This is a genomic window from Phaeobacter sp. HS011 (assembly GCF_018101215.1).
In the GTDB taxonomy this organism is placed as follows: domain Bacteria; phylum Pseudomonadota; class Alphaproteobacteria; order Rhodobacterales; family Rhodobacteraceae; genus Phaeobacter; species Phaeobacter inhibens.
The window spans coordinates 438,083-449,667 of sequence record NZ_JAGEUF010000003.1 but is presented as its reverse complement, the minus strand read 5'-3'; the positions used below and the strand labels follow the sequence as shown (position 1 = coordinate 449,667).

The window sequence follows — 11,585 nt, the reverse complement described above, 5'->3', positions numbered from 1 at the left end:
TCCTTATGGCTGTGTCAGCGGGTGTCCAGATGAACGCCCTCGCGCTGCAAACGATCCCGCAGCACGTCGATTTCAACGGTTAGATCGGTGCGATCCTCCAGCAGCATCTTGCGGGTGCGGGCGGCGAAATTCTGTTCCAGGTCAGTCAGCAGGGCCAGAAAATCCTGCCGGGCCTGAGTGTCGCCGCTGCGGGTATAGATATCGGCGAATTTGATGGTCGCATCGCGCGCCCCCATCAAATAGACGGTGAGGTAGCGCCGCGCGCCGGTCAGATCGCGGGGGTCTTCCTCAACTGTACGAAAGAGGTCGCGCGCCACCTCCTGAAAGGCCTCAACCTGCTGCTCGACCTTGCGGTCGCGGGCGCGCAGGGCGGCATCCTTCATTGCGGAGAGATAGGTTTCGGCCTCGTCCACTACACGGGCAACGCGGTCACGTTGGAAATCATCAATGCCTTCAGTGCCCTTGTCGCGCAGGGGATCAACGCCAAAGGCCGCCAGATGCAGGCCAGTCGACGCAGCGGCATAAATCAGCGCGCTGAGGGCGCCGGGGTCCTGCCGCCAGACAGCAAACAAGGCGCCGATACCGCAGAGCAGCGCCGCCAGGATCTTGCGTGGCAGGGCAGGGCGGCGGGCAACCTTGCGATCATCATAGGCGGCTTCAGCCCGCAGGCCATCGCGCAGCAGATAGGCCGACCCGGCCCATGTCGCTGCGGCAAGCAGGCCAAACGCCAGACCCGCCGCGTCCGAGAAGACAGACATCAGGGCCACCAGCCCCGCAGGCAGCGCCATCAGATTGGCGCGCATGCCGACTGGATCAACATTGGCGCTGCGATAGCTGTTGGCGCTGGAGGTGGTGTGGCCGGAGGTGGGGGCTTTATCTGCTCCGGTGTCGCGGCCATCAGGGCTGTATTTGCCGCCAAAACGCTGTGCCATGGGGTTAGCCTCCGACCAGCCAGCCGGTTGCCAGGCCAATCAACAGGATCAGCAAGGCCACAAAGGCGAGTTTCTGCACGTCTGTTCCCCCAAGATGAGCGCTGCAAGCAACTGGAAACTTAGGATATGCAGCGTCATCTTGCTAGGGGGAACTCTGAAATCGTGGACGCAACTTCTTGTCGCGAGCGGCTTAGCGGCGCGGTGGTTTGCCACCACTGCGTGGCGCGGGCCCTCGACCCGTGTCCCGACCTCCATCGCGACCCCCACTACGGCCCGAGGGTTTGCCGCCGAACTTGCCGCTGGGTTTACCACCCGGTTTGCTTCCGAATTTGCCTGCGGGTTTGCCACCGGGTCTGTCCGGCGTGCGATCAGCGGTCCGCCCCGCGGGCTTACCCTCGGCTTTTCCGGCAAACCGATCGGATGGTTTGCCTTTGCCTGCAAATTTTCCGCCCGGTTTGCCAGCAGGGCGGGCACCAGATCGGTCGCCGGGTTTCTCGCTCGACCGATCAGAAGAGCCAAAGGAGCGACCTGACGGTTTCCCGCCTGGTTTCCCGCCCGGCTTACTGCCTGATTTGAAATCTGGCTTGGCACCTGGCTTCGGGCCGGGTTTGCCCGCACCGGGGCGTTGGCGCACAGGGCGCTTGGGTCTTTCGTCTTCTTCAGTTTCTGGGGCAGTAAGTCCCAGCTGATCCCGCACCACGCGTGAGCGCAGTTCTTCGACCTCGCCCGGCTTCAGATTGCCCAGCTGGAAGGGGCCATAAGACAGGCGCAGCAGGCGGTTAACGGTAAAACCGATGTCTTCGATCGCACGGCGGATTTCGCGGTTTTTGCCTTCGCGCAGACCAATTGTCAGCCAGGCGTTTGCGCCTTGCTGGCGGTCCAGCGCGACGGTCATCGGCTGAAAACGCTCTCCCTCGATCACCAAACCCTGACGCAATGGTTCGAAATCGGTGTCTTTTGGACGGCCGTTGATCCGCACGCGGTAGCGGCGCAGCCAGCCGGTAGAGGGCAACTCGAGCTGGCGCTTGATGCCGCCATCGTTGGTCAACAGCAGAAGGCCTTCGGAGTTGAGATCAAGTCGCCCCACGGTCATCACGCGCGGCATATCCTCAGGCAGTTCGTCAAAGATGGTTCGGCGGTCCAGCTCATCATTTGTCGTGGTCACCAGACCTGAGGGCTTATGGTACATCCACAGGCGCGGCGGTTCGGGGTCCTGCATCGGGTTGCCATCCACCACGATCCGGTCCTTGCCCAGCACCACATTCAGCGCAGGGCTGTCGATCACCTTGCCGTTTACCGCAACACGCCCTTCGGCGATCATCCGCTCGGCTTCGCGCCGCGACGCAACGCCTGCGCGCGACAGAACCTTGGCGATGCGGTCGCCTTCGGGGCCATCACCCATGGCGGGCGTGTCAGTCGGTGTCTTACCAGCCTTTGCCGAAACAGGGCGTGTGTTGCGGGCTGGTTTGGCCGTGCCGGGGCGCTGGCCTTTGGGGGAAGATGGTGTTTTGCTCATACTGAGGCCATAGATCATTCCGCGCAGTTGCGAAAGCTCCCATTCTGGGGCAGGGAGAGGCTATGCCGTTTCGTTCTCACATGGATGTCGCCCTTGCCGAAGCCCGCGCCGCCGCCGCGCGCGGAGAGGTGCCGGTGGGGGCCGCCCTGATCTCCCCGGAGGGGCAGGTGGTGGCCCGTGCAGGCAACCGCACCCGAGAGCGGAGCGATCCCACCGCCCATGCCGAGGTGCTGGTGATCCGCGAGGCCTGCGCTGCCGCCGGTTCGGAGCGCCTCACGGGCCATGACCTCTATGTAACGCTGGAACCTTGTGCGATGTGCGCCGCCGCCATTGCTGCTGCCCGCATTCGCCGTGTCTACTACGGGGCGTCTGATCCCAAGTCCGGCGGCGTCGCTCATGGCGCTTGCGTGTTTTCGCATCCGCAGGCGCATCACGCGCCAGAGGTCTATGAGGGGATCAGTGCCGAACCGGCTGAAACCCTTCTGAAGGCATTCTTTGCCGCCCGCCGCTCAGGCGATAGTTGACCCGGCAGATGTGAGGGTCGTAGCGTGGCATTTTGGTTGCGCCAGCCGGTCGCGCCGCAGGAGGGCAAACAGACATGAGTAAGGAATTTCTGGCACCTGACGGGCAGTTGCGCTGTGGGTGGGCAGGATCCGCCCCGGAGTTTCTGGCCTATCATGATCACGAATGGGGCTATCCGGTTGCGGATGATAAGCGCCTATTTGAGAAGATCTGCCTGGAGAGTTTTCAGTCAGGCCTGAGCTGGCGCACCATTCTGGCCAAACGCGAGAATTTCCGGGCAGCTTTCGCGGGGTTCGACTGGACCCAGGTCGCCCGGCTTGGCCCTCAGGACGTGGATCGCCTGTTGCAGGACGCAGGCATCATCCGCCATCGCGGCAAGATCGAAGCGGTGATCAACAATGCCCGCCGCGCTGAGGACATGGTTGCGGGGGAAGGATCGCTCGCCGCGTTTTTCTGGAGCTATGAACCCGGCCCGGATGAACAGGTGCCGCCGCAGACGGCCTCCATTACGCCGCAGTCGATTGCGCTGTCGAAGGAGCTGAAAAAACGCGGCTGGAAATTCGTCGGACCCACCACCTGTTTTGCCTTCATGCAGGCGATGGGGCTGGTGAATGACCACGCAACAGACTGTATCTGCCGGAAAAAGGCCGCCCAGGCCCGCGCCGCCTTCACCTCCCCCGCAGTGCAGCAGGCGGGCTGAGCCGCGCAACTGACCGACTGGCAACCTTGCTCATAAGTTACCTGTTGCCGCAGCGGCCGCCTGCGCCGCCCGTTTGGGGCGGCGCCACGCCCAACGGGACCAGATCTGCCCGGCAGATCATGGTCCGGGCGGGAGCGCCCCGGTCAGCGGCGCGCTTATAGGATGATCGCCTCGAGCACCTGCGGTTCAATCACCGTCACATCCGGCAGCGCCTCCGCCAGTTTTTCGGCGCTCTGCTCCAGGATCGGGAAGGTGCGGTAGTGGCAGGGGATCAGCGTCTTGAACTTGAAATACCGCTTCGCCGCATAGGCCGTCTGCGCCATATCCATGGTGAAATGCCCACCAGCGCTTAGAATGCCGATCTCAGGTTTGTAGTAATCGCCCATCCAGTCCATATCCGCCATCAGCCCGGTATCGCCAGAGATATAAAGCGTTTTCCCCTCGCTCATCAGCATATAGCCCACCTCGCTGCCAGCCGTCCTCAGCCCATCCTGTGTCGCAAAGGTGGAGCTGTGCGAGGCCGGAACCATGGCGAGGTTCGGCCCGTCCAGATTTACGGTACCGCCCTTGTTGAAGCCGATGGTGGTCACATCTTCGGTCTCGCCCCAGATGCCCATCAGATCATATTGGCCCACAATTGGCACCGTCAGCCGCCGTGCCAGCGCCAGTACGTCAATGACATGGTCAAAATGGGCATGGGTCAGAATGATGTGCGTGGCGCCTGCGATAGCGGCCTCATGTTGGTCGTCGCGCAGCATCGGGTTGCCGGTCAGCCAGGGGTCCACCAACAGAACCTGTCCTGCGGTCTCGATGCGAAAGCTGCCATGGCCCAGCCAGATAATCTTCATGTTTTATACTCCCTCACTGCTGTTGCGATCCGGCCCGCTAGGGGCGTTGTCTTGCCCCAAGCCTATCGCGACGGAGGCAGAAATCCACAGGCTCAGGTGCCTTGTGGTCGAATTCCCGGGGCTTTCACGCGCCCGCAGGCTTGCGGCGGCGGCGGTGCGGCGGTAAATGCGTCCTAACACGAGATGAGGGTTTCCATGTCGATTGACCAAAGCACCGCCGCCAAGGTGGCCAAACTGGCCCGTATCAAGGTCGAAGAGGACGCGCTGCCCGCTCTGGCAGATGAGTTCAACACCATCCTCGGCTTTATCGAGCAGCTGAACGAGGTGGACGTCGAAGGCGTCGAGCCGATGACCTCCGTGACACCACAGCGCCTGAAACGTCGGGTGGATGAGGTCACGGACGGCAGCCAGCAGGACAAGATCCTCGCCAATGCTCCCGATGCCCGCGAAGGCTTTTTCGCAGTGCCCAAGGTGGTTGAATAAGACATGACCGAACTGAACAAACTCACCCTGTCCGACGCCCGTGACGCCCTGTGCAAGGGCGAAACAACCTCTGTTGAGCTGACCGAGGCCTGCCTGAAAGCCATTGATGCCGCTGATGCGCTGAATGCCTTCGTGCATAAGACGCCCGAAATCGCGCTGGAGCGCGCCAAGGCAGCAGATGCACGGATCAAGGCGGGCGATGCGCCTGCCATGTGTGGCCTGCCGATCGGCATCAAGGATCTGTTCTGCACCAAAGGTGTCGCCAGCCAGGCCGCCTCCGGCATTCTGGAGGGCTTTAAGCCCGAGTATGAATCCACTGTATCGCAGCAGCTGCAGGATGCAGGCGCTGTCATGCTGGGCAAGCTGAACATGGACGAATTCGCCATGGGCTCGTCCAATGAAACCTCCGTCTATGGTAACGCGGTCAGCCCCTGGCGGCGCGGCAATGATACTGCCGAGCTGACACCGGGCGGGTCCTCCGGCGGGTCCGCATCTGCCGTGGCAGCTGATCTGTGCCTCGCGGCAACCGGCACCGACACCGGCGGTTCGATTCGCCAGCCTGCGGCCTTTACCGGTATCACCGGCATCAAACCCACCTACGGGCGCTGCTCGCGCTGGGGTGTGGTGGCCTTTGCCTCATCGCTGGATCAGGCCGGTCCGATGACCAAATCGGTGCGCGACGCGGCAATGATGCTTGAGGCGATGTGTGGCCACGATCCCAAGGACAGCACCAGCGCCGATCTGGCAGTGCCGAACTTCGAGGCGATGCTGACCGGTGACATCAAGGGCAAGAAGATCGGTATCCCGCGTGAATACCGCATGGATGGCATGCCTGCGGAGATTGAGAAACTCTGGTCCGAAGGCGCCGAGATGCTGCGTGCAGCAGGCGCCGAGATTGTCGATATCTCTCTGCCGCACACCAAATACGCCCTGCCTGCTTATTACGTGATTGCGCCGGCTGAGGCCTCGTCGAATCTCGCGCGCTATGATGGCGTGCGCTATGGTCAGCGCGCCACGCTGGAGGCTGGCGATGGCATAACCGAAATGTACGAGAAAACCCGTGCTGCGGGCTTCGGCCATGAGGTGCAGCGTCGCGTGATGGTGGGCACCTATGTGCTCTCTGCAGGTTTCTATGACGCCTATTACAACCGCGCCCGTAAGGTCCGCACCCTGATCAAGAAGGACTTTGAGGATGTCTTTGCCCAAGGCATCGACGCGATCCTGACGCCAGCCACGCCCTCTGCCGCCTTTGGCTTGGGCGAAATGATCGACGCGGATCCGGTGCAGATGTACCTCAATGACGTCTTCACCGTCACCGTGAACCTGGCCGGTCTGCCGGGGATTTCGGTGCCTGCCGGTGTTGATGCGCAGGGGCTGCCGCTGGGGCTGCAGCTGATTGGCCGTCCGTGGGAAGAGGGCGATTTGCTGAATACAGCCTATGCGCTGGAAGAGGCTGCCGGATTTGTGGCCAAGCCCGGGCATTGGTGGTAAACCCTGTCCTGATCTGAGCAGAACCAACAGGTGGTGATCATGCGTGCATTCCGGTCCATCCTTGCGACCAGCAGCCTTGTCCTGCTGGCCGCGTGTCAGCCTCCGGTACCCGACAGCGGGCCAGAGGCCGGATTTGGCTCCAGCCCCTTTGACGGGGCGCCTGCGACCGGCACCACCATCAACGGCGACCCACTGGTGCCACCGGCACGGGTCGCCAGCGAGCCTCTGCCGCGTGCTGTGCAGCCTGCGCCGCGTGTGGCGGCACGCACCAGTGGCGCCGGAACACTCGCATCTTCCGGCAGCAGCAGCGATGACATCGCGCGGGAAACCGCAGCCGCGCTGGAGGCAGCGCGCAGCAACTCCGGTACCGCCCCGATTGAGGCCAGCCCCACCAATCCGGCACCGACGCTTGCGGGCAATCCGCGGATCTCCGATGAGAATGACTTCGACGCGGTTTCCTCCCGTCAGAGCATTGAAAGCGACGCGGAGCGGCTTGCCCGCCAGCGCGCGCAATATCAGGTGGTGAGTCCAACGGCCGTGCCCACCCGCAGAGGCAGCCGTGACCCCAATATCGTACGCTATGCGCTGAGCACCTCCAATCCGCGCGGGCAGCGCATCTATTCGCGTTCTGGCATCAATCTCGCCGCGCGCTCCTCGCGCAATTGCGCGGGCTTTGCATCACCCGAACTGGCCCAGATCGCCTTTCTTGAGGCAGGCGGCCCAAAGCGTGACCGTCAAGCCCTGGACCCTGATGGGGACGGCTATGCCTGCGGCTGGGACCCCGTACCCTACCGGCTTGCGGTGCAGAACTGAGGCGGCTTGCGCCCCATGACCCCTCCGCCGACCTCTGCTGACACCGGGACGGATGCCATCTGGCATCCCAGTCCCAATTCCAATGCGCGCCGCAATGATCTGAGGCCGCATCTGGTTGTGCTGCATTACACCGCGATGGACAGTGCCGAGGCCGCATTGGAGCGGCTCTGTGATCCGCAGTACGAAGTTTCCGCCCACTACCTGATCGGCGCTGATGGTACGCTGTGGCAAATGGTGCGCGAGGCGGATCGCGCCTGGCATGCGGGCGCAGGTGAGTGGTGCGGGCAGGAGGATATCAATTCGCGCTCTATCGGGATCGAACTCGACAATCGGGGGGATCACCCATTTTCAGCGCCGCAGATGACCCGGTTGGAAACGCTCCTGAGCGCTATTCTGCAACGTTGGGCGATCTTGCCGACAGGGGTGATCGGTCATTCCTGCATGGCGCCGGGGCGCAAATGTGACCCGGGCGCCCGCTTTGACTGGGCGCGGCTGGCCAGACAGGGGCTGGCCAGCGCCGCGCCGGGTGCTGCGGCGCGGCCAGAGATCGACGTCGGGATGGACCGCTTTCGCGCTCTGGCGCGGCGGCGTGGCTTTACGGCGGATGTGGATGACGCCACCCTGCTGCAGGCGGTGCGCCTCAGATTCCGGCCATGGCAGACCGGTCCCTTGACCGACAGGGACGTCCTGCCGCTGCTGACCGATGCGTCCCGGGCAGAGGCCTGAGCGAGGCTCTGCCTCGCGCTCCGGGATATTTGACGCCAGAAGATAGAGAGCGTCCCGGCATCTTCTGGCCGCAAATATCCTGGGGGTGAGCGCCGCAGGCGCGAGGGGGCAACGCCCCCGGTGCACTATCCGCTTGACCTTGGGCGCAGTAGTTTCTACGCCAACCCCTGCGCAGAGGGCTGGATGGCCGCGGGAGGCCGCAAGGCGTCGCGAGGAAAGTCCGGACTCTACAAAACAACGGTGCCGGGTAATGCCCGGGCAGAGCGATCTGACGGAGAGCGCCACAGAAAACAGACCGCCCATATGCGCCTGCCTGTCAGGTGATCCTATGTGGGTAAGGGTGAAACGGTGGGGTAAGAGCCCACCGCGCCGCTGGCAACAGGGGCGGCACGGCAAGCCCCACCGGGAGCAATGCCAAATAGGACCCCCGCGCGGGCCGGTCGGCGCAAGCCGATACCGCCGCTAGGCATGTTTTGGCCAAGAGGGGTCGGGTTGGCAGCTGGAGGTGCGCAGCAATGTGCATCCTAGATGAATGGTCGTCGAAGGGGCCTTGGCCCCGGAACAAAATCCGGCTTATAGGCCCTCTGCGCAAAATATCCCGGCGAACCCTCTTGACTCACGGGGTGGTGCAGGTAAAAGCGCACGCTCATATAGGAATTTACCGAGAGGCCCCTGCCTTTTCGGACGCAGGAGAATACCATGGCGAAGCCGACCACAATCAAGATCCGCCTGAACTCGACCGCGGGCACGGGCCACTTCTACGTGACCAAGAAAAACGCACGCACCATGACCGAGAAAATGGTTGTGCGTAAGTACGACCCGGTCGTGCGCAAGCACGTTGAATACAAAGAAGGCAAAATCAAATAAGCCTCTTGATGTCGCGCAGCCACTGGCCGCGATATCAGCCCCGATGTTCGGGACAGTAGATAAGAAGGGTCGCACATGAGTGCGGCCCTTTTTTATTGGCGCAGAAGGCGCTGCGCGACGCCGCATCAATTTTATGAAAATCCGGTAAATGAAATCGCGACCCGCCGTGCGCTTTGGCCTGAAAAAGCCACATTTCACCACGACAAGTGATCCCGGGATGTGGGTGAGAGAGTGGCGCCGAGATATCTCGCCGGAAGTGCGAGGTCTCAGGCGGTCACAGCACCGCAGGTCGGCTCGGGGGAGCGACCAGAGCAGGAGGCAGCGGTGGGGCTGCCTCCTGTTTTTTTACGGGGCGGCAATGCCTGTGTTTCAGGGCTCCCAGAGACGCAGAGGGCTCCGGCTCCGCTGCGCGATAACCTCGCCTGAGATGAGGCCTGTTTCAGCCACGCCACTCGGCCATTACATTCACCGGCTTCAGCCCCATACGGGCCATCAGCGCGGCGGAGGCGCTGTTGAACGGTGCATATGTGGTGGCAACTATCTGGATGCCTTGGGCTGTCACAGCACGCTTCAGATCCGCGATCAGCGCGGATCCAACGCCCATACGTCGCCAGCTTTCTGATACGGCGATGTGATGCAGCATTGCGCGGGTCTCAGCCTGGCGGACAGGTAGGGCAGGGCGGTGTTCAATGCCATATATCATATAGCCCATCACGCTGCCCTGCGGGCTGACCGCAGCGCGGGCGGTCACACTGGTCTCGCTCAGCCACTCCGTCAGCCAGCGGGTCAATGCGGCGTCGTCCGGGGCTGCCGGGTAGCGGTCGGGCTGATGGGCCACATGCAACGCATGCAGGTCCTGCAGCAGGGGGATCAGGCGGTGGGCGTCTTCGGGGGAAATATCAATCAGATCCATGGGTGTCTCAAATGCGGCGGTTATAAGAAGCCTGCCCGGCGACAGAAGGTCGGGCGCGCAGACAAAGAAAAAGGGCGGATCGTGATGATCCGCCCCGGTCGTGCTTATGTCTGGAAGGTGTCGCGTTATTCGCGGTTTCCAAGCAGCTGGAGCAGCATCATGAACATATTGATGAAGTCCAGATAGAGGCTCAGCGCGCCCATGATGGCGGATTTGGCAAGCCACTCCTGGTCGCCCATGTGGGCGTGCTGCAGATAGTCATTCTTGATCCGCTGGGTGTCATAGGCGGTGAGGCCGGCAAAGATGAGCACGCCAATCACCGAGATCGCAAACGCCATGGCAGAAGACGCCAGGAACATGTTGACGATTGATGCTACGATCAGACCGATGAGACCCATGATCAGGAAAGCGCCCATGCCGGAGAGGTCTTTCTTGGTGGTGTAACCCACCAGCGACAGCCCAGCAAAGGCGATGGAGGTGATCAGGAACACCTGCACGATGCTTTCGCCGGTGAACACCAAGAAGATCGAGCTGATCGACAGGCCCATCACGGTTGCAAAGACATAGAACAGCAGCTGGACGCCCGCTGCCGACATGCGATTGGCGGCGGCACTGATGCCAAAGACAAAGGCCAGCGGCGCAAACATGATAACCCACTTCAGCGGCGAGGCATAAAGCGCATAGCCGATGCTGGTCAGATATCTATCGGCACTCAGCTGGGCTGCGGCATTGGCCGGGTCCGTGGTAACCGCCAGGCCAGAGATGGCCCAGGCAGCCAGAAATGTAATGAATGTGCCTACGGCCATGGTGCCGTAGACCTTGTTCATATGGGCGCGCAGGCCCGCATCGATCTCCGCAGAGCGTGCGCCCGCTGTGGATCGGATGGTGTCAAACTGTGCCATGTATCATGGTCTCCGTCTTTAAACTCCCTCGCGCAGGTTTCCTGCTGCGTGCAGAGACCTGGCGTTCCTCGCAAATATCGGGTGAAGCGGGGCGCGGTTCAAGCCTGTAGATCGAAGTTTCGACGCAATTATCAACAAAAAGCGGTACAGAGCGGGGTCGTGATCCTGAAGTTTGCATTTATCAGGCGGATGCGCAGCGAGAGTGCATAAAACTATGAAGGCAGCGGGCAACCGCAGGGGTGCTCTTTTGCCAGGTTGGCTTCCTCAGTTCACACCACGGTATAGACGGGCTGCGGAAACCCTTTGGACGGTCCGGGCGCAGGGCGTTTCACAGGGTGATCGTGACATATTCAGTTCACTCTGAGGAACCGGCCGATACCATCATCGGTGCGTGCAATTTTTCGCGCATATCGGCACAGTTTCTGAGGGTCGTCTGTGCTCACGCCGCTCATGGTCAGCGTTATATGCCCCAACCGTCTCAGATTTTCTCTGTTCCCGTAGTAGAGGATACGCAGCAATCGCTGCTCGCGCAGACCATCGCGGGCGACACCGATGGATACAGCGTTATGACCTGAATAGGTCGTCACGCCCTTGCAGGTCTCGGCGATCAGGGCTGACGCCATATACTGCCCCCAGAAAACATCATACTTGCCTTGCGCTGTGGAGGCAGTCGCTGACGCGAGAAAAAGAAACAGGGCAACAGTAAATCTGGAAGGCTGCATGTGAAATCCACTAAGGTCTAATATCGAAAAAGATAATATTACTTTGTAACCCACCATCCCTTCGGCATCAATTAGGTGCGCGGTGTTGCGATGTTTTCCGGTCACAGGCCTGAGTGGAACGGGTTGAGCTGATCGCCAGCCTAGGGGGTG

At 61.7% G+C, this 11,585-nt stretch carries 13 protein-coding genes and 1 other RNA gene; 8 read left to right on the top strand and 6 right to left on the bottom strand.

Annotated elements, in window-relative coordinates:
- Positions 1 to 14: 14 nt before the first annotated feature.
- On the bottom strand, positions 15 to 932 hold the full coding sequence (locus J4721_RS08145; RefSeq protein ID WP_211002316.1) for a 5-bromo-4-chloroindolyl phosphate hydrolysis family protein: 918 nt from the start codon (positions 930 to 932) through the stop codon (positions 15 to 17).
- 190 nt (positions 933 to 1,122) lie between these two features.
- Positions 1,123 to 2,448: a pseudouridine synthase gene (locus J4721_RS08140; RefSeq protein WP_211002317.1), complete on the bottom strand. Its 1,326-nt coding sequence runs from the start codon at positions 2,446 to 2,448 to the stop codon at positions 1,123 to 1,125.
- 62 nt (positions 2,449 to 2,510) lie between these two features.
- On the opposite strand from J4721_RS08140, the gene J4721_RS08135 reads away from it, so the two are divergent.
- Both J4721_RS08135 and J4721_RS08130 read left to right on the top strand, forming a co-directional pair.
- Positions 2,511 to 2,972: a nucleoside deaminase gene (locus J4721_RS08135; RefSeq protein ID WP_102873960.1), complete on the top strand. Its 462-nt coding sequence runs from the start codon at positions 2,511 to 2,513 to the stop codon at positions 2,970 to 2,972.
- A 74-nt stretch (positions 2,973 to 3,046) separates the two neighbouring features.
- Positions 3,047 to 3,670: a DNA-3-methyladenine glycosylase I gene (locus J4721_RS08130; protein ID WP_211002318.1), complete on the top strand. Its 624-nt coding sequence runs from the start codon at positions 3,047 to 3,049 to the stop codon at positions 3,668 to 3,670.
- 155 nt (positions 3,671 to 3,825) lie between these two features.
- On the opposite strand, the gene J4721_RS08125 is transcribed toward J4721_RS08130, so the two are convergent.
- Positions 3,826 to 4,518 carry a metal-dependent hydrolase gene (locus J4721_RS08125; RefSeq protein WP_076616226.1) on the bottom strand — a complete coding sequence of 231 codons (693 nt, stop codon included), beginning with the start codon at positions 4,516 to 4,518 and terminating at the stop codon, positions 3,826 to 3,828.
- A 195-nt stretch (positions 4,519 to 4,713) separates the two neighbouring features.
- Here J4721_RS08125 and gatC point away from each other — a divergent pair, with 195 nt between their 5' ends.
- The 6 genes from gatC to rpmG all read left to right on the top strand — a co-directional run bounded on the left by gatC (position 4,714) and on the right by rpmG (position 8,898).
- Positions 4,714 to 5,001 carry an Asp-tRNA(Asn)/Glu-tRNA(Gln) amidotransferase subunit GatC gene (gene gatC, locus J4721_RS08120; protein ID WP_014875197.1) on the top strand — a complete coding sequence of 96 codons (288 nt, stop codon included), beginning with the start codon at positions 4,714 to 4,716 and terminating at the stop codon, positions 4,999 to 5,001.
- A 3-nt stretch (positions 5,002 to 5,004) separates the two neighbouring features.
- Entirely contained in the window at positions 5,005 to 6,492 is a 1,488-nt protein-coding gene (gene gatA / locus J4721_RS08115) for an Asp-tRNA(Asn)/Glu-tRNA(Gln) amidotransferase subunit GatA (RefSeq protein WP_211002319.1), read from the top strand.
- Between the two features lie 39 nt (positions 6,493 to 6,531).
- A complete protein-coding gene (locus J4721_RS08110) occupies positions 6,532 to 7,305 on the top strand; it encodes a hypothetical protein (protein ID WP_211002320.1) in 774 nt (257 codons plus the stop codon).
- A 15-nt stretch (positions 7,306 to 7,320) separates the two neighbouring features.
- Positions 7,321 to 8,031: an N-acetylmuramoyl-L-alanine amidase gene (locus J4721_RS08105; protein WP_211002321.1), complete on the top strand. Its 711-nt coding sequence runs from the start codon at positions 7,321 to 7,323 to the stop codon at positions 8,029 to 8,031.
- 171 nt (positions 8,032 to 8,202) lie between these two features.
- Positions 8,203 to 8,623, top strand: an RNA gene (gene rnpB, locus J4721_RS08100) — RNase P RNA component class A.
- Positions 8,624 to 8,730: 107 nt separating this feature from the next.
- Positions 8,731 to 8,898: a 50S ribosomal protein L33 gene (gene rpmG / locus J4721_RS08095; protein ID WP_007814563.1), complete on the top strand. Its 168-nt coding sequence runs from the start codon at positions 8,731 to 8,733 to the stop codon at positions 8,896 to 8,898.
- A 439-nt stretch (positions 8,899 to 9,337) separates the two neighbouring features.
- Here the strand turns inward: rpmG and J4721_RS08090 are convergent, their stop codons facing one another.
- The 3 genes from J4721_RS08090 to J4721_RS08080 all read right to left on the bottom strand — a co-directional run bounded on the left by J4721_RS08090 (position 9,338) and on the right by J4721_RS08080 (position 11,435).
- Positions 9,338 to 9,811 (bottom strand): GNAT family N-acetyltransferase, encoded by a 474-nt coding sequence (locus tag J4721_RS08090; RefSeq protein ID WP_211002322.1) that lies wholly within the window; start codon positions 9,809 to 9,811, stop codon positions 9,338 to 9,340.
- Positions 9,812 to 9,936: 125 nt separating this feature from the next.
- A complete protein-coding gene (locus J4721_RS08085) occupies positions 9,937 to 10,713 on the bottom strand; it encodes a Bax inhibitor-1/YccA family protein (protein WP_014875192.1) in 777 nt (258 codons plus the stop codon).
- Positions 10,714 to 11,063: 350 nt separating this feature from the next.
- Complete coding sequence (locus J4721_RS08080) at positions 11,064 to 11,435, bottom strand: hypothetical protein (protein ID WP_014875191.1); 372 nt, start codon at positions 11,433 to 11,435, stop codon at positions 11,064 to 11,066.
- Positions 11,436 to 11,585: the final 150 nt, after the last annotated feature.